20 protein-coding genes are annotated in these 21,086 nt (G+C 70.0%); 11 read left to right on the forward strand and 9 right to left on the reverse strand.

Translation table 11 applies throughout. The features are described 5' to 3' along the window. Positions 1-367: 367 nt before the first annotated feature. Together VFZ70_10955 and VFZ70_10960 are read left to right on the forward strand one after the other, a co-directional pair. Complete coding sequence (locus VFZ70_10955; GenBank protein HEX6256314.1) at positions 368-1,513, forward strand: M14 family zinc carboxypeptidase; 1,146 nt, start codon at positions 368-370, stop codon at positions 1,511-1,513. 795 nt (positions 1,514-2,308) lie between these two features. Beyond that, positions 2,309-3,133 carry a MerR family transcriptional regulator gene (locus VFZ70_10960; protein HEX6256315.1) on the forward strand — a complete coding sequence of 275 codons (825 nt, stop codon included), beginning with the start codon at positions 2,309-2,311 and terminating at the stop codon, positions 3,131-3,133. Positions 3,134-3,163: 30 nt separating this feature from the next. Here VFZ70_10960 and VFZ70_10965 read toward each other — a convergent pair whose 3' ends face one another. The 3 genes from VFZ70_10965 to VFZ70_10975 all read right to left on the reverse strand — a co-directional run bounded on the left by VFZ70_10965 (position 3,164) and on the right by VFZ70_10975 (position 6,540). Further along, complete coding sequence (locus VFZ70_10965) at positions 3,164-4,342, reverse strand: cystathionine gamma-synthase (protein HEX6256316.1); 1,179 nt, start codon at positions 4,340-4,342, stop codon at positions 3,164-3,166. Between the two features lie 17 nt (positions 4,343-4,359). Further along, complete coding sequence (locus VFZ70_10970) at positions 4,360-5,733, reverse strand: cystathionine beta-synthase (protein HEX6256317.1); 1,374 nt, start codon at positions 5,731-5,733, stop codon at positions 4,360-4,362. 81 nt (positions 5,734-5,814) lie between these two features. After that, positions 5,815-6,540: a histidine phosphatase family protein gene (locus tag VFZ70_10975; GenBank protein ID HEX6256318.1), complete on the reverse strand. Its 726-nt coding sequence runs from the start codon at positions 6,538-6,540 to the stop codon at positions 5,815-5,817. Between the two features lie 264 nt (positions 6,541-6,804). Here VFZ70_10975 and VFZ70_10980 point away from each other — a divergent pair, with 264 nt between their 5' ends. From VFZ70_10980 to VFZ70_11010, 7 genes are all read left to right on the forward strand, one after another. After that, positions 6,805-7,845, forward strand: coding sequence for an aldo/keto reductase (locus tag VFZ70_10980; GenBank protein ID HEX6256319.1), 1,041 nt, complete (start codon positions 6,805-6,807; stop codon positions 7,843-7,845). Positions 7,846-7,975: 130 nt separating this feature from the next. Further along, positions 7,976-8,278 (forward strand): antibiotic biosynthesis monooxygenase family protein, encoded by a 303-nt coding sequence (locus VFZ70_10985; protein HEX6256320.1) that lies wholly within the window; start codon positions 7,976-7,978, stop codon positions 8,276-8,278. 10 nt (positions 8,279-8,288) lie between these two features. Further along, positions 8,289-9,044: a hypothetical protein gene (locus VFZ70_10990; protein ID HEX6256321.1), complete on the forward strand. Its 756-nt coding sequence runs from the start codon at positions 8,289-8,291 to the stop codon at positions 9,042-9,044. A 787-nt stretch (positions 9,045-9,831) separates the two neighbouring features. Further along, positions 9,832-10,638, forward strand: a complete 807-nt coding sequence (locus VFZ70_10995) for a hypothetical protein (protein ID HEX6256322.1) — start codon at positions 9,832-9,834, stop codon at positions 10,636-10,638. Positions 10,639-10,906: 268 nt separating this feature from the next. Then, positions 10,907-12,025, forward strand: coding sequence for a low temperature requirement protein A (locus VFZ70_11000; GenBank protein HEX6256323.1), 1,119 nt, complete (start codon positions 10,907-10,909; stop codon positions 12,023-12,025). Between the two features lie 77 nt (positions 12,026-12,102). Then, positions 12,103-12,555: a peroxiredoxin gene (locus VFZ70_11005; protein HEX6256324.1), complete on the forward strand. Its 453-nt coding sequence runs from the start codon at positions 12,103-12,105 to the stop codon at positions 12,553-12,555. Between the two features lie 4 nt (positions 12,556-12,559). Beyond that, positions 12,560-14,536 (forward strand): acetoacetate--CoA ligase, encoded by a 1,977-nt coding sequence (locus VFZ70_11010; GenBank protein HEX6256325.1) that lies wholly within the window; start codon positions 12,560-12,562, stop codon positions 14,534-14,536. Positions 14,537-14,543: 7 nt separating this feature from the next. Here VFZ70_11010 and VFZ70_11015 read toward each other — a convergent pair whose 3' ends face one another. Next, complete coding sequence (locus VFZ70_11015; protein ID HEX6256326.1) at positions 14,544-15,077, reverse strand: DUF4916 domain-containing protein; 534 nt, start codon at positions 15,075-15,077, stop codon at positions 14,544-14,546. 183 nt (positions 15,078-15,260) lie between these two features. Here VFZ70_11015 and VFZ70_11020 point away from each other — a divergent pair, with 183 nt between their 5' ends. Further along, the gene (locus VFZ70_11020; GenBank protein HEX6256327.1) at positions 15,261-16,406 is read left to right on the forward strand and encodes an acyl-CoA dehydrogenase family protein; all 1,146 of its coding nucleotides are present in this window, start codon (positions 15,261-15,263) and stop codon (positions 16,404-16,406) included. Then, entirely contained in the window at positions 16,403-17,539 is a 1,137-nt protein-coding gene (locus VFZ70_11025; protein ID HEX6256328.1) for a CaiB/BaiF CoA-transferase family protein, read from the forward strand. Before VFZ70_11020 ends, VFZ70_11025 begins: the two co-directional genes overlap by 4 nt. Before the next feature lie 11 nt (positions 17,540-17,550). Here VFZ70_11025 and VFZ70_11030 read toward each other — a convergent pair whose 3' ends face one another. The 5 genes from VFZ70_11030 to VFZ70_11050 all read right to left on the reverse strand — a co-directional run bounded on the left by VFZ70_11030 (position 17,551) and on the right by VFZ70_11050 (position 20,988). Beyond that, positions 17,551-18,249 carry an SdpI family protein gene (locus VFZ70_11030; protein HEX6256329.1) on the reverse strand — a complete coding sequence of 233 codons (699 nt, stop codon included), beginning with the start codon at positions 18,247-18,249 and terminating at the stop codon, positions 17,551-17,553. Next, positions 18,239-18,532: an autorepressor SdpR family transcription factor gene (locus tag VFZ70_11035; protein ID HEX6256330.1), complete on the reverse strand. Its 294-nt coding sequence runs from the start codon at positions 18,530-18,532 to the stop codon at positions 18,239-18,241. Before VFZ70_11035 ends, VFZ70_11030 begins: the two co-directional genes overlap by 11 nt. Positions 18,533-18,656: 124 nt before the next feature. Next, positions 18,657-19,448: a VOC family protein gene (locus VFZ70_11040; GenBank protein ID HEX6256331.1), complete on the reverse strand. Its 792-nt coding sequence runs from the start codon at positions 19,446-19,448 to the stop codon at positions 18,657-18,659. Between the two features lie 66 nt (positions 19,449-19,514). Next, on the reverse strand, positions 19,515-19,949 hold the full coding sequence (locus VFZ70_11045; protein HEX6256332.1) for a DMT family transporter: 435 nt from the start codon (positions 19,947-19,949) through the stop codon (positions 19,515-19,517). Positions 19,950-20,289: 340 nt separating this feature from the next. Then, on the reverse strand, positions 20,290-20,988 hold the full coding sequence (locus tag VFZ70_11050; GenBank protein HEX6256333.1) for a dienelactone hydrolase family protein: 699 nt from the start codon (positions 20,986-20,988) through the stop codon (positions 20,290-20,292). Positions 20,989-21,086 lie beyond the last annotated feature (98 nt).

Genomic DNA, 21,086 nt, shown 5'->3' on the forward strand with positions numbered 1-21,086 from the left:
GCCTCGAGACCGACCGCACCACGCCCTCGACCCTCGTAGGACGCCCGCCACCGTTGTAGGTCGGGTGGAAGCCAGTTCTCGCCGCGCTGCCACCGCGCGATCACTTCTTCCCATGTGCTGGGCATCTCGTTGAGCGTCGCCATGGCCGGAGGTCGCACATGGCCTGCGTTAGGTGGATCAGGCAACTCACCTGCCATAAGACCACCGACGTTCTGACTAGTTCCTCTTTCGCAGGCTCCTGCGGTCTGTTACACCTGATGCCGGAGCGTCGCGAAGGGCTCGCAGGGTGGGCGGCCAGCGATGCGGTCGACCCCCTCCGGCACCTGGCGCGACATTTAGGCGCATGACGGCAAGGGGGCGTGGTGTGATGACGATCCGACGACGTACGTTCGTGCTCTGGCTGTGCATCGCGGCGGTGCTGCTGGTCGCAGCACCGGTGGCCGCACAGGTACCCCAGAGCACGCCGAACGGTCCGTGGCCCACTGACGAACAGACGATCTCGTTGGAGGGCCTGCGCAGCTACGAGCAGCTGTGGTCGACGCTCGAGCAGATCGAGGCGACGGCGAAGGGTGCCTTCGATCTGTCACCCGCGCCGCGCCAGAGCAACCTCGGGCGCGACATCCCGGTCGTGACGATCGGCGACGGCGACAAGGACATCATGATCATCGCCCAGCAGCACGGCGACGAGTACGTCGTGAGTGACGCGATGATCGACCTGGTGCGGACGCTGTCGAACAACTCGGCGGCCTCACGCGCCATCCGTGACGAGGTCACCCTGACCGTGGTTCCCAGGGTCAACGTCGACGGCTTCGACGGCGACGTGACCGATGCCTTCGGCAACACGACGCCGTGGCGCCAGAACTACGACCCGTTCTGCGTCGAGGGCCCGTGTCCGCCCTTCTACCAGCGCGGACGCGGCTACGACATCAACCGCTACCACTCGTACTTCCCCGAGGCGGACGTGGATCCGTACGACCCGAGCCAGCCGAACCCGGTGCCCGAGGCGCTGGCGATGCGGCTGCTGTTCGACGAGCGCGACCCGCTGGTCGTCATCGACTTCCACCACCAGGGCTCCTACGTCGACGACGACGGGGACCTGATCACGGGTTCGACGCTGTGGCCGAACGCCACCGAGGCCGCTGCCGACCTGGGGGTCGAGGCGCAGTTCGCCGAAGCGGTCGAGCTGGCCAAGCGGGTCGTATCCACCATGGTCACCGAGCTCGACCAGTACGGCTACGCGAACATCACCAAGTACCCGGGGACGACGACGCCCGGCATCGCCCGCAACGCGTACGGGCTGCTCGGCGCGGGGTCGGTCCTGTTCGAGATGCGGGGCGGCATCGGGCAGAAGTCCAACGGCTACATCACCCGCACGGCGTACAACGCGGCCCTGTCCGTGGTGAGCGCGCTGGCGGACGACTCGCTGTTCTCCGCCGACATCGGCGTCGCCGAGTCCCTGCCGGAGCGCGGCGACTTCATCAGTGCCCCGAACGACGAGGAGCACGCGGGCTGATCCATCGGCGCACCGGTCCCCGGCGGCAACCGCCGGGGACCGCGTGTGTGGGGGGGCGATCTCGGCAGGCGGGCGGTGGGGATGCGCCCCGACGACTGGACGTTCTGCACCTAACGCGGCCACAACCACACGTTGGGGCGGGGCGCGCGATGGCGGATCGTGGGCGCGCACCTGCCATCCGACCGTTCGGCGGCGTACGGGCTCGAGCCGATCCTGCTGGACGGCAACAACGTCGAGGTCACCGACGAGCGCATCGGCGGCGCGATCGCGAAGGCACGCCAGGGGCGGTGGCCCGACCCTGATCGAGGCCCGAGACCTACCGGCACAGCGGTCACTCGCGGGCCGATCCCGGCAAGCACCGCCGCAGGAGGAGGTCGACTCATGGCTGGCGCGACCCGATCGCGGCCAACCGCGAGCAGTTGCTGTCCGACGGCGTCGACGCCGCGGCGTTGGACCAGATCGACGTCGACGCGGCCGAGGAGGTCGACGCCGCGGAGGCCGAGGCGTCGGCGGCGCCACCACCGGATCCCTCGGTGACCACCACGGAGTGTGGGCGGATGGAGGCTCGTCATGGCGGAACTGAGCTGCCGCGAGGCCCCTGGACCTCCGCACGTTGTCGGAGTCGGTCGTCAAGACGAGCCGGCTCGTCACCGCGGACGACCTGGAGGACCGGACGATCCCCACCGTCGACCGGGTCGTCGAGACGGTCCGCCGCCTGCGGTGAACGCCCTGGGGCGATCGCTTGACTCGTCCCCTGGGGGAGACGGCACGTTAGGGTCGGCAAGGGAGGAACCCATGGACCTGCTCGTCCCCATCGGCCGGTTCTCGGAGATGACCCGACTCACGGTCAAGGCGCTGCGGCTCTACGCCGAGTCCGGCCTGCTGCCGCCCGCGCACGTCGACCCGTTGTCCGGCTACCGCTACTATCGCCTCGGCCAGGCGAACCGCGCAGAGGCCATCAGGATCCTGCGCGGGGTCGACATGCCGCTGTCGGAGATCGCCGAGGTGCTGGCCACCGACGAGCCCGAGCTGATCCGCAAGCAGCTGGATCGCCATCGGGATCGTCTGGCCGCACGACTGGCCGATGACGAGCGCAGGCTGCGGTTTCTCGAACGTCTCATCGAACGAGGAGAGGGAGTCATGCCGTACGACGTCGAGCTGAAGGAGACCCGACCCGAGACCGTCGCCACGGTGCGCCGCCACACCGACCTGGCGGGCATCGGCGCCGCGCTGGACGAGGGCTTCGCGACGGTCGTGCACGCGGTCGGCAGCGCCGGTGGCACGCCGGTCGGGACGCCGTTCGTCGTCTACCACGCCGTCATCGACGAGTTCACGGCCGGTGACATCGACATCTGTGTGCCCATCGCGGCTGACGTCGAGATCGAAGGGGACGTCGATCGTGTCGACGTGCCTGCCCAGCGCGTCGCGAGCACCGTGCACCGTGGCCCGTACGACGAGCTCTCGCCCGCCTACCACACGCTCACCGGGTGGATCGCCGAGCACGGCCACCAGATGGCGGGCCCTCCGCGGGAGCGCTACCTCAACGACCCGCGGGAGGTGCCGCCCGAGGACCTGCTGACCGAGGTGCAGTGGCCCGTCACGACGGACCCGTCGGCGTGAGCAGTCCGCGGCCGCCGATCGCTACGGGACTCAGCCGAGCGCCTTGTGGAGATCGGCGACCAGGTCGTCGGGGTCCTCGATCCCCACCGACAGGCGGATCAGGTCCCCGGCGACCTCCAGCGGCGACCCGGCGACGGACTGGTGGGTCATGCGGCCCGGATGCTCGACGAGCGACTCGACGCCACCCAACGACTCGGCCAGCGTGAACACCTCGAAGCGCCGGCACGCCGCGAGCGCCGCCTGCTCGTCAGTGACGCGGAACGACACCATCGCGCCATAGTCCCGCATCTGCCGCGTCGCGATGTCGTGACCCGGATGCGTCGGCAGGCCCGGCCACAGCACGGCGCGGACGGCATCCAGCTCCGACAACGCCGCGGCGACGGCACGGGCGTTGTCGCAGTGTGCCCGCATGCGCACAGCGAGCGTCTTGAGCCCACGCAGCACCAGCCACGCGTCCCACGGTCCCGGCACGGCGCCAACCGCGTTCTGCAGGAAGCGCACGTGTTCGGCCAGGCGATCGTTGCTGGTCACCACCGCGCCGCCGACCACGTCGCTGTGGCCGCCCAGGTACTTGGTGGTCGAGTGCGTCACGACGTCGGCACCCAGTGCGAGCGGTTGCTGCAGGTAGGGCGTGGCGAACGTGTTGTCGACGACGACCAGCGCACCACGGTCGTGGGCGAGCTCGGAGAGACGCGCGATGTCGAACACATTCATCAACGGGTTCGTCGGCGTCTCGATCCACACGAGGGTCGTCTCGTCGCGCCATGCCGTCGCGACCGCATCGGCGTCGGACAGGTCGACCGGATCGAAGGCCAGGCCCCACGGTTCGTGGACGCGTGAGAACTGCCGGTACGTGCCGCCGTAGACGTCGTTGGCCATCAGCACGTGGTCACCCGGTTCGAGCGTCCGCAGCACGGCGTCGCCGGCGGCCAGGCCCGAGCTGAACGCGACGCCGTATCGTCCACGCTCGAGCGACGCCAGCGCGGTCTCGAGCGCGTCACGGGTCGGGTTGGCGCTGCGGGCGTAGTCCCAGCCGGCGTGCTCGCCCACCGCCGACTGGGCGAACGTGGACGTCTGGTACACGGGCACGGTGACTGCACCCGTGCGCGGTTCCGGATCCTGACCAGCGTGGATCGCGCGCGTCGCGAACCCCGCGCCGCTCCAGTCGGAGGCGGTGTGCGGCGTCCTGCCCTCGGTGCCTGCGGACATGTGTCACTCCTCGCGGATCAGTCGGGCCGGACCAGGTAGTCGAGGACGTCGGCGCGGGTCAGCACCGCCGAGGGCACCGGACCGTCACAGACGATCACGGCCTGCCACTCCGACGAGAACGACGACATGACCGCATCGACCGTCTCGCGCTGATCGACCATCGGCAGCGGCTCGTCCATCACATCCGCGACCGTCGCGTCGAGCATCTCGGGCTGCCGGTACACGCGCTCGAGCAGGCCCCGCTCCCGGATGCTGCCGATGACGTCGTCGCGTGACGCAAGTTCGTCGGTCTTGACGACCGGCATCTGGCTGACGTCGAACTCGTGCAGGATCGCGATCGCCTGACGCACCGACTCGTCGGGGTGCATGTGGACGATGGACGGCAGTCGCGACGCCTTCGCGGCCACGACGTCCGCGAGCCGGGTGCCCGCCCCGCGCCTGCTGAGGAACCCGTTGGAGATCATCCAGTCGTCGTTGTAGATCTTCGACAGGTAGTTGCGTCCCGAGTCCGGCAGCAGGACGACGATGACGGCATCGGCCGGATACTCGGCGGCCACCTCGCGAGCGGCGTAGGCGGCGGTGCCACACGAACCGCCGATCAGCATGCCTTCGGTGCGCGTGATCTCGCGCGCCGTGAGGAACGAGTCACGGTCGCTGACCGTGACGTACCGGTCGACGACCGAGGGATCGAACGTCTCGGGCCAGAAGTCCTCGCCGACGCCCTCCGTCAGGTACGGGTGCACATCGTCGTCGGAGTAGATCGAACCCTTCGGATCGGCCCCCACGATCTGCACGCGGGGGTTGCGGCGCTTGAGGTAGCGCCCGGTGCCGGTGATGGTGCCACCCGTCCCGACGCCGGCGACGAAGACGTCGATGCGCCCATCCGTCTGGTCCCAGATCTCCGGCCCGGTGGTGGCCTCGTGCGCGTCCGGGTTGTGCCGGTTGAAGTACTGGTTGGGCTGGAACGCGCCAGGGATCTCACGCGCCAACCGGTCGGCGGTCCGGTAGTAGCTGCGCGGATCATCGGGTTCGACCGCCGTCGGGCAGACGACGACCTCGGCACCGTAGGCGCGCAGGAGGTCGACCTTCTCCTGGCTCATCTTGTCGGGCATGACGAACACGCACCGGTAGTCCCGTTGTGCGGCCACGATCGCGAGTCCAACGCCGGTGTTGCCGCTGGTCGGCTCGACGATCGTCCCGCCGGGACGCAGGTGGCCGTCGCGCTCGGCGGCCGCGACCATCGCCAGGCCGATGCGGTCCTTGACGCTCCCCCCGGGGTTCAGGAACTCGACCTTGGCGAGGATCGTCGGTGGGACCGACGCCGAGAAGCGTTCCATCCGCACCAGCGGCGTGTTGCCGACGAGGTCGACGAGGGAGTCCACGGTCTGCACTGACCCCACCTCCTTGGGGCGCAAGCCTACTCGCGGTGCACGACGTCCCCATGCGCGACCGGACGGCGCCGGTACCTGCGTTCAGCGGGTGACCTGGGCCGCGGGCAGGTGCGCGACGTCACCGAAGCCGGTCATGCCGAAGGCCACGGCGTGGGCGACCTTCTTCGTGCGCAGCGTGGCGATCGACGTGTGCGCGGACTCGAACCGGTCCCACTCCCACGGCGTCGGCGACAGCCCCAGCAGGTGGCCGAGCGCCACGGCGTTGGTGCCACCGTGCGCGACGAACAGGATGGTCACGTCGTCGGGCTCGCTCCACAGATCCGGGTGGTCATCGTCGGTGACGATGGGCCGCGCGCCGTGCGCGGCGAGGGCACCGGTCAGCCCACTGGTCACCCGGTGGTGGAAGCGGTGGACCGACTCGCCGCCAGGCAGGCCGTCCCACAGGTCGTCGATCGCGCGGAGGTTGAACTTCTCGAACATCGCCTCGAGGTGATCGACCGGGCTGCCGTCCCACTCGGGCGGGGACGTGATCTCGTGCATCCAGTCGTGCGTGACCGGTGCGAGACCCAGTCGGTCCACCAGCGGGGCCGCGGTCTGCTGGGCGCGCACCATCGGCGACACCCACAGTTCGTCGACCCGCCCCCAGTCGCGCTCGGCGAGCATCCGTGCCTGCTCGTGCCCGAGCGCCGTGAGCTCCGGGTCGTTGTACATCGCGCCCTCCACGACGTAGGCCGGCTGCGCATGACGGACGAGTCGGAGCAGCACGCGCACCCCCGGCGGATGTCGACGGACGTGACCGGTCGCCACGTCCGGTCACGACACGGTAGCGTCGCCGCCCCGCGTCAGCGGGCCACGACACCCCAGGAGCCAGTGGCGAGCTGGGTGGCGGTCACCGGGCCCGACCCGCGCCTGCGGCGAGCTGTGCGACGGCGCGGTCGTTCAGCCTGCCGCGACAACCGTACGGTTCGGCGTGTGCGGGCCGGGCGGGTGTCGTGCGTTGACGTCACGTGCGCCCACGATGGTTCACTGGGGCACGACCACCGTCGCAATCGTGTGAAGCGGGGCCACCAGATGAGCAACGACGCCTACGTCCAGGTCGGCACGTCGGGCCTGTTCGTCCATCGTGTCGGGCTCGGCACGATGCAGTTCGGCTGGTCGATCGACGCGGCGGCGGCGTTCGACGTCCTCGACGCGTACGTGGAGGCCGGCGGCAACTTCGTCGACACGGCCGACGTGTACAGCTCGTGGTCGGCCGACATGGGTGGACCGCCGAACAACGGAGGGGTGTCGGAGGAGATCATCGGGCGGTGGATCGCGAGGCGCGGCAACCGCGACGACCTGGTGATCGCCACCAAGGTCCGCGGCGCGATGGGCGAGCGCTTCTCGCAGGGTCGCGACACCCGGCATCAGCGTGAGGGCCTGTCGCGCGGCTGGATCACCCGCGCGTGCGAGGACAGCCTCCGCCGACTGGGCGTCGACCACATCGACCTCTACCAGGCGCACTGGATCGACCCGCTCGTGCCGATCGAGGAGACGCTGGCGGCGTTCACTGACCTGGTACGTGCCGGCAAGGTGCGCTACATCGGCTGCTCGAACTACAGCGCCTGGCGGATCGTCGAGTCGCTGTGGGCGGCCGATCACCACGGCTACGAGCGCTACGTCAGCCTGCAACCGGAGTACCACCTGCTCGACCCCACGCGCGGTGACGTCGAACGTGAGCTCGCACCCGTCTGCCAGCGCCATGGCATCGGGATCATCCCGTACAGCCCGTTGGCAGGCGGTCTGTTGACCGGCAAGTACCGTCGCGGCGAGCCACTGCCTGACAGCGTCCGCGCGGAAGAGAACCGGGACAAGTGGCTCACGGACAAGAACTGGGACGTCATCGAGACGTTGGTCGCTGTCGCCGAGCGCAACGGCATGTCGCCCGCGTCCGCGACGATCAACTGGCTGCGTTCCAAGCCGTGGGTCAGCGCGCCGGTCATCGGCGCGAACCACCCGGACCAGCTGCGCGACACGCTCTCGGACCTCGACAGCCCGCTGGCGCCCGAGGACATCGCCGCGCTCGACGCGGTCAGCGACTTCCGTCGCCCCCGCGCATCCCGGGAGATCTGACGTACCCGGTCCGGCGCTTCGCCGCCGACGGCTCGAACCCTCGCGCGAGCACCACGCCCGACTCGGATGGACCGGCGACCGCCATGGCATCATGACGGCGTTCCGGCCCACGAAGGACAGGCACCGCGGCATGACCCTCGAGATCGCCATCATCGATGTCACCGAGGGCGAGGAGGATGCGTTCGTCACGGCGTTCGGGCACGGCCGCGAGGTGATCGCCGCCTCGGAAGGCTGCCGGTCCGTCCGGATGACGCGCGGTGTCGAGTCCCCGTCGCGGTTCGTCCTGCTCGTCGAGTGGGACTCCGTCGAGGCGCACGAGGCGTTCCGCGCCAGTGACCGGTTCGGCGAGTGGCGCGGCCACGTGGGCCCGCACTTCGCTGCCGCGCCGGTCGTGGAGCACTTCGAGGACGTCGGCGGCGGAGGCGCCACGTGATGGCGGCGTGGTGACGCGCGGCGCCCGTCCGGCGTCGACCGTCCTCGTGGCGCGCGACGGCGACGACGGCATCGAGATCTACATGCAGCGTCGTCCGGCGAGCATGGCGTTCGTGGGCGGCCTGTGGGTGTTCCCGGGTGGCCGCGTCGACGACGCGGACGGCGACCCGGTGATCGACGCGTGGTGGGACGGCCCCTCGCCCGCTGTGTGGGCGGGTGTGATGGACGTCGCGGTTCCGCTCGCCAGGGGGCACGTCGTGGCGGCGTACCGCGAGACGTTCGAGGAGTCGGGGATCCTGCTGGCTGCCAGCTCCCCGCCGTCCGACGACCTGGCCGAGGCGCGCCGGGCGCTGCTCGACGACGAGGCGACGTTCGCGGAGGTGGTCCACCGGCTCGGCGTCCGGCTCGACACCGCACTGCTGCGCTACTGGGACTGGTGGGTCACACCCGCATCCGAACCCCGCCGCTACGACACCCGGTTCTTCGTGGCCCGGCTGCCCGCGGACGCGACCGTCACGCCGCATGACGACGAGGTGATCGAGGAGCGTTGGGCCGTCGTCGGCGACGCCGACGACCTCGCCATGATCGCGCCCACATTCCACACATTCCGGAGCGCCCAGGCGCACCCGTCCGTCGATGCGCTGCTGGCCGCGGCCGCCGCGCGGTCGATCGCCAAGGTCCAGCCGGTCATCACCGATGGCTGGGTCGTGTTGCCGTCCGGCGATCGCTACCGGTTGCCGTCCGGACCATCTGACCACCCTGGCTGACCCGCCTGTGCGGCTCTGCGGTCTTGGCCTGCGCCCTCGTGGCCGTCCGCGCTCCGTTGCCGGTGCGAGCATCCTCATTGGTTCGGTCACCGGCGAATCGGTCAGCGGACGGGACGATGTTCGGCATCCCGTCACGTTCAACGAAGGAGGTCGGCGGTGAAGGCCCACTGCGCGCCGCGAGCGTGCGCAGCACTGGTCCGACGACCGGGACCAGGCAAGCGCTGGGGTTCTGGGCCGCGCTGGCACAGGTGTTCCCCACGACTCGGATCCAGCGCTGCTGGGTGCTCGTTTCTTGGCCAAGGTCTTGCTCACCGCACTTCCATGGTGGATGCTTCCCGTCGGTGAGTGACGGCGCGGGGGCGCTCAACGTCGACATCACGGTCCTCCTCTTCTCACCGGCGCACCCTGGCCGGTACGTCGGCCTTCGCAGGCACGTCGACGCCTGCTCCTGCAGTCGGCCCGCGGCCGGAGCTCAGCATGACCGTGCCCGCCGGGTTCGCCACTGCGCGCGTCGGACCGCATTCCGGGTCGACGTCCGGTCGTGATCCGCCGACCGGGTCAGAACGCGAGGCGTCGTCGACCGGTGTGACGCCCGGAGACGTCGTCAGACGGCACGCGAACGCCGTCTTCCTAAACGAATCGCCCCCGTCCGCTCGAGCGACACACGGAACTGCCCGCACCCGGAAGGAGAGAGTCTTGAAGCGATCCGCCGTCTTGACCGCACTGTTGATCGCGTGCCTGCTCGTTCCCGCCACGCCCGCCAGGCCGCCACCTCCACACGAAGGACGTGCTCTACGGGCCCTACACCATTCCGGCGGCCTCTGACCTGGGCCCCGGAAAGGTCGACAAGCTGAAGCTTGCGGTGCGACGGCCTTGCGTCGGCTGTTACATCACGTCGTTCACGCCGGATCTGGTCTATGCCGACGGAACGCCCGCGACGATGGACACAGGCGCCATGCTGCACCACTTCGTGCTGACGAACCAGGCGCGAAGCGATGCGACCTGCCGCAACTCCTGGCTGGGACTGGCGGGTGAACGGTTTTTCGCATCCGGCGACGAGCGCACCGCGATCACCTTCCCAGCCGGATATGGCTATCGCGTCCGCTGGTATGACTCCTGGCACCTGCTCGTCGATCTCATGAATCACTCGCCCGAAGCCAAGACCGTGTATATCAAGGTGACCTACACCTATCGCCAACCCTGGGAGTCGGTGAAGCCACTGAAGCCGGTGTGGCTCGACATAGACCAGTGTGGGGACTCGGAATACTCGATACCGGCCGGACCATCGGACAAGCACTGGGATTGGAATGTCAACGTACCCGGCAAGGTCGTGGCAATGATCGGACACGTCCACGGCCATGGAGTCGCAGTCGAGGCCACGAACGAGAGTAGAGGCGGTAGGTCCATCTGCCTGTCCAAAGCCACGCTGGATTCAACTGACACCCATCGTGTCCTAGAGATGTCCACATGCACCGGTGACCCGCTCGCGGTGGTGAAATCGGGACAAGTCGTGCGCCTCCACAGCATGTACGACAGTCCTCAGCCCGCTGACGACGTCATGGGCATCATGCTCGCATACATCAACCCCAACTGACCACGGCCCAGTGCGCTACCAGGTCCAGCCTTTGCTCTGATGGAGCAGAGGCTGGACCGGCGTCCAGGTCTGGACTGTGCTGGCCCCGCTGCGTCAGTACAAGGCCGAGTCAAGCTCGACCGCGAGATCCACCACAAGGCGGCCGACACTCCGCGCCAATCTGTGCGGTGCGGCGCTCCACAGGGCACAGCAATCAGTAGCTGGCCGATAGCATGCTGCAAGTCACCACGGCTCACCGACGATCACCGTACGTCCGGAGGAGCGCCCGATGTCCAGCACCGTTCGGGCGACGAGCGCGCAGGGCGCGACCTTCGTCGAGCTGTTCTTCGACCTGGTCTTCGTGTTCGCCGTCACGCAGGTGGCGGGGGTCCTGCGCGAACACCTGACGGTGACGGGCCTCGTCGAGGCGACCTTCGTCTTCTGGCTGGTGTGGTGGGCGTGGACGCAGTTCACGTGGACGCTCAACGCCGCTGACACCGAGCACCCGCGCATCGAACTGCTCACGATGACCGCCGTCGGCGCGGCCTTCCTGATGGCGGTCACGGTGCCGGACGTCTTCGAGGCGAGCGGATGGTGGTTCGCCGGCTCCTACATCCTCGTGCGCGTGCTGGGCATCGCCGGCCAGTGGTGGGTGTCGGCCGGTGACGCCGAGTGGCGGGCCGCCATCCGCACCTGGACGATGCTGTCGACGGCGGGACTGGTGGCCATATCCGCCGCCGCGGTCGCACCACCGGAGAACCGCCTCGCCCTGCTGGCTGCTGCCGTCGCCATCGACGTGTTCTCGGCGACGCGCGCCGGCGGGGGCGAGTGGCGGCTGTTCACCGGGCACTTCGCGGAGCGGCACGGACTGTTCGTCATCATCGCGCTCGGCGAGTCACTGATCGCGGCGGGCGTCGGCGCGCGGGACCTGCCGCGCTCGGCGACGCTGGCCGCGGTGGTCGTCCCCGCGGTCATCGGCGTGTGCGCCCTGTGGTGGACGTACTTCGCGCACGCCAGGGACCGTCTCGAACAGGCGATGGAGGCGACGCCGGCGCCAAACCGGGCGCGGTACGCGCGAGACGTCTACTCCTTCCTGCACTTCCCGATCATCGGCGGTGTCGTCGGGTTCGCGGTGGCCATGGAGGAGGCCGTGGCGCATCCCGCCGACCACCTGGAACCCGGTGCGGCACTGGCGCTGTTGATCGGTGCGGCACTGTTCATCGGCGGGACCGGCCTGGCGCTGCTGCGCGCCGGTGCCGGGCGCCCGGTGGTGCGGGCCGGTGCGCTGGTCGCGCTCGCGGCCCTCTATCCACCGGTGGTCGCATGGCCACCGGCCGCCGCGTTGACAGCCGTCGCCGCCGTGGTGGTCACCGTCGCCGTCGCCGAGCAACGGGCGGGCCGCGCCTGATCCCGCGGCGGCCGTATGCTCCATGCGCGCGGCCGACCGCCGGCCGGTTCCTGACGTCGCAGCGATCGGGCACGACCATGAGCGACCTGTCCTTCACTCTCGCCGACCACCGTGGAGTCCCCGTGTCCAGCGGTGACCTCGCCGGGCGGCACCTCCTCGTCTTCTTCTACCCGAAGGCGATGACGCCGGGATGCACCGGCGAGGCGTGCGACTTCCGCGACCGCTACGAGGTGTTCACCGAGGCCGGTTACGCCATCGTCGGCATCAGCCCCGATCCGCCTGCGGACAACGCCGAGTTCGCGTCCACGTACGACCTGCCGTTCCCGCTGCTGTCGGATCCCGACCACGAGGTCGCATCACGCTACGGGGCATGGGGCACGAAGAAGAACTACGGGCGCGAGTACGAGGGGCTGATCCGCTCGACGTTCGTGCTGGGACCGGACGGAGCACTCGAGCACGAGTGGCGCAACGTCCGCGCGAAGGGGCACGTCGCGCGCGTGGCACGTGACCTGGGGCTGAGCGAGGAGTGACCCGATGACGACGCCGACGGCCGGGAGTGATCCCGACGTGCTGTGGTCGCCGGCCGACGACGCGTGGGAGGCGACGCAGATCGGTGCGTTCGCCCGCACCGTGGGCGACCGCCACGGTGTCGGGCCGGGCGATTACGATGCCCTGTGGCGGTGGTCTGTCGACGACCCCGACGCGTTCTGGCGTGCGGTCATCGATCACTTCGCGGTGCGCTTCCACGACGAGCCGTCACAGATCCGTCGTGGTGAGCAGATGCCGGGTACGTCGTGGTGTCCGGGCGCGACGCTGAACTACGCCGAGCACGCACTGCGCCACGCCGACGGCGACCACACCGCGATCGTCGCGCGATCGCAGACCCGGGATCCGGAGCGCTGGACGTACGCGGAACTGCGCGACGCCGTCGCGCGTGCCACAGCCGGTCTGCGGCGCCTCGGCGTCGGGCACGGCGACCGTGTCGCGGCGTACCTGCCGAACATCCCCGAGACGATCGTCGCGTTCCTGGCGACGGCGAGCATCGGCGCGATCTGGTCGTCGTGCGCGCCGGAGTTCGGCGTGACATCGGTGATCGACCGCCTCGAGCAGATCGCCCCGAAGGTGCTGCTCGTGGTCGACGGCTACCGCTACGGCGAACGCGCGGTCGACCGCGCCGCGGAGGTCGCGGCGATCCGTGACGCGCTGCCGACGCTCGAGCACACCGTCGTGCTCGGCTACCTCGACCGCGCGGCCAACGTCCCGGATGCCGTCAGCTGGGACGCCCTCGTGGCCGAGCCGGCAGAGCTGACCTTCTCGCCGGTGACGTTCGATCATCCGCTGTACATCCTGTTCTCCTCGGGTACGACCGGCATCCCCAAGGCGATCGTCCACGGGCACGGGGGCATCACCCTCGAGCACCTCAAGATCCTCGGTCTGCACCACGACCTCGGTCCCGACGACACGTTCTTCTGGTTCACCACCACCGGCTGGATGATGTGGAACTTCCTCGTCTCGGGGCTGTTGATGGGATCGACGCTGGTCCTGTTCGACGGCGACCCCGCACATCCGGACCTCACCACGTTGTGGAGGCTGGCGGACGAGGCCGGCATCACCGTGTTCGGCGTGTCTGCGCCGTACCTGATGACCTGCCGGACGCAGGAGCTGACGCCGGGCGCGGACCATGACCTGTCGCGGCTGCGCCAGATCGGCTCCACCGGCGCACCGCTGCCGCCCGAGGGCTTCGATTGGTGCGTGGAGCACGTCGGCGCCGGGGTGCAGGTCGCGTCGGTATCGGGGGGGACCGACATGTGCACGGCGTTCGTGGGCGCGTCCCCGGTCACACCGGTCTGGGCGGGCGAGATCTCGTGCCGTTGCCTCGGGGCGCACGTGGAGGCGTACGACGCCGACGGTCGGCCGGTGATCGGCGAGCGCGGTGAGCTGGTCATCACCGCTCCCATGCCATCGATGCCGGTGGGGTTCTGGGGCGACGACGACGGGTCGCGGTACCGCGACGCGTACTTCGACGTCTATCCGGGCGTCTGGCGGCACGGCGACTGGATCCGGATCACCGAACGCGGCAGTTGCGTGATCACCGGCCGGTCCGATGCGACGCTGAACCGCGGGGGCGTGCGCATGGGGACCAGCGAGTTCTACCGCGTGGTCGAGGACCTGCCGGACGTGGCCGACGCGCTCGTGGTCCACCTCGAGGACCGGGCCGGTGGAGCGGGCACCCTGCTGCTGTTCGTGGTGCCGGCCGGGGATCGCCATCTGGACGCCGAGTTGCGCGACAGGATCCGCAGCCACATCCGATCGCGGCTGTCGCCCCGCCACGTGCCCGACGAGCTGCATGCGGTGCCGGCCGTCCCGCGGACGCTGTCGGGCAAGAAGCTCGAGGTGCCGGTCAAGCGGCTGTTCGCCGGCGCGTCCCTCGATGACGTCGCCAGCGAGGGCGCGCTGGCCAACCCCGAGTCACTCGACGCCTACGAGCGCCTCGCGCACGAGGGGCGCTGAACCGGTCCTACGGCAACGCGCGGCAGGACGCCAGGGCGTGGCGGACGACCCGGTCGTGGCCCTGCGACATCTCGGACACCACCGCGCTGGACGTGACCTCCTTGACGGTCAGCCACGCGAAGTCGAGCGCGTCCTTGGCGGGACGGCACTCACCGTTGACAGGCACGACATAGGCAAGGCTGACGGTGTGCTGGCGCGGGTCGTGGAACCCGCTCCGCTGCGGATCGGGGAAGTACTCGATCACGGTGAACGGGGTGATCGATGCCGGCAGCGACGGATCGCAATCCGGTCCGAGGTCCTTGGTCAGGTGGCGCCACAGCGCCTCCCGCACGGTCTCGCCACGCAGGATCCGTCCCGTGACGATCGCGCGGCTGACGGTCGTGTCGGGCAGCGCGCGCAGCAGCAGCCCCACCTTCTCGATCTGCCCGAGGTGGTCCAGTCGCACGGGGACCGCGTCGATGCCAACCATCGGCACCCGCTCTCGGACCCATGCCAGGTCCTCTTCGGCCAACCAACTCGGCGTGGTCGAGATGTCGTGCACCTTCGCGGTCCTTGGTCGTCCGGTGGGTGTCGGCAGACGTCGCGGTCGCCAACAACCTAACGGCGCGCGCCCCGGCGCTGCGCCCCGGTTGTGGACGACCAGCGCCGGCCGCTTCCGGGCGGCCGGCACGCGACCTATCGTAGTGTGCGCTGACCGGAGGTCCGAACGACCGGAGAGGGCGGCATGCGCCGGACGATCTTCGAGCCCGAGCACGAGAGCCTGCGGGGCGTCGTGCGCGACTTCGTGGCCGACCGTGTCGTCGACCACTTCGACGACATGGACGCCAAGGGCATGATCGACCGCCGGTTGTTCACCGAGGCCGGCGCGCTCGGGCTGCTCGGGTTCGCCGTTCCCGAGGCGCACGGCGGCGCCGGCGGCGACGACTTCCGGTTCAACGCGGTCGTCATCGAGGAGTTCGCTCGAGCCGGCGCGAACAGCGTGGGGCTGTCGTTCAGCCTCATCAACGACATGGTGCTGCCCTACCTGCTGGATCTCGCGGACGACGAGCAGCAGGCGCGCTGGCTGCCCGGGGTGACGAGCGGCGACACCGTGCTGGCCGTGGCGATGACCGAGCCGGGCGCCGGCAGCGACCTGGCGGGGATAAGCACACGTGCCGAGCGTGACGGCGACCACTACGTGGTCAACGGGTCGAAGACCTTCATCTCCAACGGCCAGCACGCCGACCTCGTGGTCACCGCGTGCCGGACCGGCGAGGACCGGCACAAGGGGCTGACGCTGCTGGTCGTCGACGCCGGGACGCCGGGGTTCTCGCGGGGGCGCAACCTGCACAAGCTCGGGCTGCACGCGCAGGACACGAGCGAGCTGTCGTTCACCGACGCACGCGTGCCGGTGGCCGACCGGCTCGGTGCGGAGGGCGACGCGTTCGGCGCGCTCGTGTCGCACCTGCCCCAGGAGCGGCTGGCGATCGCGGTCAGCGCCGTTGCGGCGGCCGAGGGTGTCCTGGAGCGCACGCTGGACTACGTCAAGGAGCGCACGGCGTTCGGCGCACCGATCGGGTCCTTCCAGCACAACCGTTTCACCCTGGCGGAGCTCGACACCGAGATCGCCTTCGCCCGGGCGTTCATCGATGCGTGCATCGCCGCGCTCGTCGACGGCGAGCTGACCCCGGAGGACGCCGCAAAGGCGAAGTGGTGGGCGACGGAGCTGCAGGTTCGGGTGGCGGACCGCTGCCTGCAGCTGCACGGCGGGTACGGCTACATGCGCGAGTACCAGATCAGCCGCGACTTCGCGGATGCGCGCGTGCAGACGATCTACGGGGGCACGACCGAGATCATGAAGGAGATCATCGGGCGCGGACTCGGGCTGTGAGCGAATCCGACGCGCCGTCGCAGGCGCGCCGGTCGGGCAGAGGACCGCTCGACGGGATTCGCGTGCTGGAGCTGGCGGGGCTGGGGCCCGCGCCATTCGGCTGCATGCTGCTGGCAGACCTCGGTGCGCACGTGCTCCGCGTCGAACGGCCGGGCGGCGGCACCGCGCTGCTGCCCGCCCGTCACGAGGTGACCAACCGTGGTCGCGCCTCGGTCACCATCGACCTGCGTGACGACGACGGAACCGCACAGGTGCTGGATCTCGTCGACCGCGCCGACGCGCTGGTCGAGCCGTTCCGACCGGGCGTCGCGGAACGCCTCGGCGTGGGCCCCGACGTCTGCGCACGACGCAACCCGCGGTTGATCTACGCACGCATGACCGGGTGGGGGCAGCGCGGCCCGCTCGCGGACCGCGCCGGCCACGATCTGACATATCTCGCGATCTCCGGCGCGCTGTCGCTCATTGGCCCGCCCGGTGGCCGGCCGGCCATCCCACTGAACCTGGTGGCCGACTACGGCGGCGGGGGCATGTTGCTGGTCGCGGGCGTGCTGGCTGCCCTGCTCGAACGCTGCCGGTCAGGTCGGGGTCAGGTGCTCGACGTGGCCATGGTCGACGGCGTGGCCCTGCTGCTCGCGCAGACGTGGAGCTTCCGCAACGCCGGGATGCACACCGATGCCCGTGGGGCCAACCTGCTGGACGGCGGGGCGCCGTTCTACGACACCTACCTGTGCGCGGACGGCGACCACGTCGCGCTCGCGGCGCTCGAACCGCAGTTCTACGCCACGTTCGTCGACGGTGTGGCCGACGTCGCCGACACCTCGGCCTGGCCCGACCGCGACGACACATCGCAGTGGCCACGACTGCGCGCGTGCATCGCGGCCGCGTTCCTGCAGCACCCACGGGACGTCTGGGCGGAGCGATTCGCCGGGACCGACGCGTGCGTGGCACCGGTCCTCAGCCTGGACGAGGCGGTCGCACACCCGCATCTGCAGCAACGGGGAAGCCACGTGCCATGGGCCGCCGGTGGGCGCCAGCCCGCCGCGGCACCGCGGTTCTCGCGTACTCCCGCGCACGCGGCTGATCGCGTCGACGACGATCCCGAGGTGCGCACCGCGTGGGGGCTGGACCCCTGACCGGGCCGCGCTCAACCCGTCGCACGTCGATCCTGATCGCGGTCCGGCGCGGAGCGCCACACCAGGTAGCTGTAGCCGAAGACGCCGACGGTGAACACCGCCGCCGCGATCGCCAGCGCCGGTGCGCCCACACCACCCGTCACGAGCGCGGACACGACCAGCAGCAGGCCCAGCACCACCATGGCACGACCCGCGGCACGGTGCGTCCTGCGCCAGGTGTAGTCGCTGGCGAGCGTCCAGGGGGTGCGCACACCGAACAGGAAGTTGCTGCGGACCTTGGGCAGCCAGTTGCCGATGACGATCAGCAGCACGCCCGCGCCCGCGGCGATGACGCGTGTCGGATCGACGCCGTGACCCAACGCCGCGGCCACGACCGATGCGTGCACCACCACCAGCAGGCCCAGTGTCGCGTAGTACGCCATCCGGTACGCGCCGGCCGACCGTTGCAGGTTGCGCCGCCGCGGTTCGATGTGGGGGATCACCATGAGCAACGCGGCCGCGGCGGCCGCGACCGCGACCGTCGTGAACAGGCCGGCCAACCGGCCCGCGTAGCGGTCGACATCGCCGGCGGCGTTCCAGTGGATCGGCACGGCGGCGTCAGGGGGCAGTTGTCCGTAGGCCCACAGCGACGCGAGCGCCATGCCGGCCACCAGCGCCCCGCCGATCGCGACCATCCTCGAGGTGACCACCGGTGGTTCGTCAGCGGACATGGTCAGGCTCCTCGAGGTCGTCGACCCGACGGGCACCGAGCCGACCGAGCAGTCCCATCAGCGCGTCCTCGACGACCGACAGGTTCAGCGAGTAGATGATCGATGTGCCGTCGCGCTCCGCGAGCACGAGGTGAGCACGCCGCAACTTGTCGAAGTGACCCGACAAGGTCGGCTTCGACACGTCGAAGTGCTCGGCGATCTCGCCGGCGGACATGTCACGGTCGCGCAGCAGTTCGAGGATCCGCCGTCTCGTCGGATGCGCCAGTGCCTCGAACACGTTCATCGTAGTTAGCCTATCACCTTATTAGCCGGAAGGCTAACCACACGTCCCCGCGGGGCCGTGCGGTCGATTCGGAGCACGCCCGCGGGCCTGTCGCATCCGCCTGCGGGACTGACCGGGTTCGGTGTCAGCCGGACGCCACCGGCTGCAGGATCATGAAGCTGCCGCCCATCGGGTCGTGCAGCGTCGCGATGCGCCCGACGCCCGGCGCGTCGTCGGGGCCCTGGACCGTCTGGCCACCGAGCTCGGTGGCACGCGCGATCGTGGCGTCGGCGTCGTCGACCATGAAGAACACCGACCAGTGGTTGGGAACCATCTCCGGCACACCGGGTGGCATGGGCATCAGCCCACCGAGGCCGCCGAAGTCGCCGCCCTGGATCACCCGGTAGATCCCGAACGGCATCTCCATGTCCTGGTACGTCCAGCCGAAGACGTCGGTGTAGAAGGCGGCGGCCGCATCGACGTCACGGGTCATCAGCTCGTTCCACGACCAGGTGCGCGCTTCGTTGCAGATGCCCGCGCCGGTGTGCTCGCCCGCCTCCCAGACCGACACGACGGCACCGGTGGGATCCGAGTAGATCGCCATGCGACCGGCGTCCATCACGTCCAGCGCCGGCATCATCACCTGCCCGCCGGCGGCCTCGACCTTCTGGCTCGTCTCATCGACGTCGCTGGTTGCGATGTAGGTCGACCACACCGGCGGGGCGCCCTCCATCTCGGGCGTCTGCCCACCGAGGCCGGCGACGTCTCGATCACCGAGGCGGAAGTTCGTGTAGATGCGTCGGCCCTCGTCGTCGAACTGGTCCTCGCCGTCCCAACCGAACAACCCGGTGTAGAAGGCCTTGGAGGCGTCGACGTCGGGGGACATCAGGTCGATCCAGCACGGGGTGCCAGGGTCGTAGCCGTCACGTGTCGGCATTGATCATCACCAGCTCTCGCAGGCTGTCAGCGGTGGAAGCAGCCTAGGCGATCGGATCGCCGCGGCCTACCGGAGGACCAGCCAGCCACCGACCAGCAGCAGCACGATGCCGGCCGCCTTGCCAACCGTCATGGACTGCACCCGGGCGCCGAGCCACCCGAACTGGTCGATCAGCGCAGAGACGAGGAACTGGGCGACCGTCACGAGCAGCAGGCCGCGCACGACGCCGAGCCGGCCGACGCTGTAGGCGATCGTGCCGACGATGACCAGACCGAACACCCCCGACAGCCACACGTAGCCGGGAAGGCTGCGCACGGCCGCGACGTCGCTACCCCGTGCGACGAGCACGAGCAGGGCGCTCAGCACGCCCCCCAGGCCGTAGGTGACGAACACCGCCTCGAGCGTGCCGACCCGCTCGCTGATGACGCCGGTGGTCTGCGCCTGCAGCGATATCGCCGCGCCACCGGCGACGGCTACCACCATGATCACCCAGAGCGCCATCCGTCACCTCCACCGCGGGAGCGTAGACGACGAAGCCATGCGGCACCCGCGCCGTCAGCGTGCGTCGGTAACCCGCCCACTCGTACAACCCAGGTTGCGCGTGCTGCGGTGGCCGGTGAACAGCTCGAACGGGCGACGGGCCCGACAGCGTGCTCGATGGCCACGAGGAGTCGCCGCCCGATGCCGCACCCGTGGAGGTCGTCGAGCGTCTCGCTCAGCGGCGGAGCGCGCGGTCGTCATAGCGCTCGGCCTCGATCAGATGGGCGCTGCGTTGCAGGTCGAGGATCTGCAACGCGTCGGTCGGACGGGCCGGCCCGATCTCGATCGAGTCCACGGACGGTCAATCGGCTCCACGGAGGTGGCGGTCGAGGAACGCGTCGATCCGACGCCAGGCGTCGGCTGCGGTGTCCTGGTCGTAGCCGACGCCCGGCACGCGGTCCACGACCCGAGCCCAGCCGTCGTGGCGGTTCATAAAGCTGTGTCCGACCCCCGCGTAGGTCTTGACGTCGTGCGGCACGTCGGCCAGGCGCAGCGCCGCCGCCAGGCGGTCGCCGGCACCGGCCAGGCCGAGGTCGTCGGCGCCGTAGCTGGCGACGACCGGGCACGCGTCCCGCAGCGCGCCCGGTAGGCCACGGGGCAGATGTCCGTAGTTCGGCGCGGCGACGTCGTAGCCGCGACGGGCGGCCAGCAGGGCGAACCCCCCGCCCAGGCAGAACCCGACGACGCCGACGCGGCCGTTGCAGTCGGGGCGTGCGAGCAGATGGCGTCGGCAGGCGTCGACGTCAGCGACCGCGCGACCATGCCCACGCCACAGGCTCCGGAACGCGGCCACGAGGCACCGCACGGTCGGACCCCAGGAGAACAGGTCGGGTGCGAGCGCCAGGTAGCCGCGGTCCGCCATGCGGTCGGCGATCCTGACGATGTCATCGGTCAGTCCGAAGGCCTCGTGGATGACGACGATCCCCGGCACGGCGGTCTCGTCGTCCACCGCGGACGGGACGGCCAGATGGCCCGCGATCCGCGTGGGCCCGTCGATCATCACTCTCACCGGTGGCCACCACCGCATGTGAGATCCCTGGAGTGGGGCGGTCGTGATCCGTCGGCGTCGGTGACCGCCAGCAGCGCGTCACCGATCCG

The sequence above is a fragment of the Euzebyales bacterium genome (assembly GCA_036374135.1).
In the GTDB taxonomy this organism is placed as follows: domain Bacteria; phylum Actinomycetota; class Nitriliruptoria; order Euzebyales; family JAHELV01; genus JAHELV01.

Excerpts from the sequence above, each read along its gene's own strand:
- VFZ70_10965 (HEX6256316.1), bottom strand. The coding sequence starts at position 4,342 with ATGTCCGCAGGCACCGAGGGCAGGACGCCGCACACCGCCTCCGACTGG.
- VFZ70_11035 (HEX6256330.1), bottom strand. The coding sequence starts at position 18,532 with ATGAACGTGTTCGAGGCACTGGCGCATCCGACGAGACGGCGGATCCTC.
- VFZ70_11010 (HEX6256325.1), top strand. The coding sequence starts at position 12,560 with ATGACGACGCCGACGGCCGGGAGTGATCCCGACGTGCTGTGGTCGCCG.
- VFZ70_11005 (HEX6256324.1), top strand. The coding sequence starts at position 12,103 with ATGAGCGACCTGTCCTTCACTCTCGCCGACCACCGTGGAGTCCCCGTG.
- VFZ70_11000 (HEX6256323.1), top strand. The coding sequence starts at position 10,907 with ATGTCCAGCACCGTTCGGGCGACGAGCGCGCAGGGCGCGACCTTCGTC.
- VFZ70_11045 (HEX6256332.1), bottom strand. The coding sequence starts at position 19,949 with ATGGCGCTCTGGGTGATCATGGTGGTAGCCGTCGCCGGTGGCGCGGCG.
- VFZ70_11040 (HEX6256331.1), bottom strand. The coding sequence starts at position 19,448 with ATGCCGACACGTGACGGCTACGACCCTGGCACCCCGTGCTGGATCGAC.
- VFZ70_10980 (HEX6256319.1), top strand. The coding sequence starts at position 6,805 with ATGAGCAACGACGCCTACGTCCAGGTCGGCACGTCGGGCCTGTTCGTC.
- VFZ70_10960 (HEX6256315.1), top strand. The coding sequence starts at position 2,309 with ATGGACCTGCTCGTCCCCATCGGCCGGTTCTCGGAGATGACCCGACTC.
- VFZ70_11030 (HEX6256329.1), bottom strand. The coding sequence starts at position 18,249 with ATGTCCGCTGACGAACCACCGGTGGTCACCTCGAGGATGGTCGCGATC.
- VFZ70_11020 (HEX6256327.1), top strand. The coding sequence starts at position 15,261 with ATGCGCCGGACGATCTTCGAGCCCGAGCACGAGAGCCTGCGGGGCGTC.
- VFZ70_10985 (HEX6256320.1), top strand. The coding sequence starts at position 7,976 with ATGACCCTCGAGATCGCCATCATCGATGTCACCGAGGGCGAGGAGGAT.
- VFZ70_10955 (HEX6256314.1), top strand. The coding sequence starts at position 368 with ATGACGATCCGACGACGTACGTTCGTGCTCTGGCTGTGCATCGCGGCG.
- VFZ70_11050 (HEX6256333.1), bottom strand. The coding sequence starts at position 20,988 with ATGATCGACGGGCCCACGCGGATCGCGGGCCATCTGGCCGTCCCGTCC.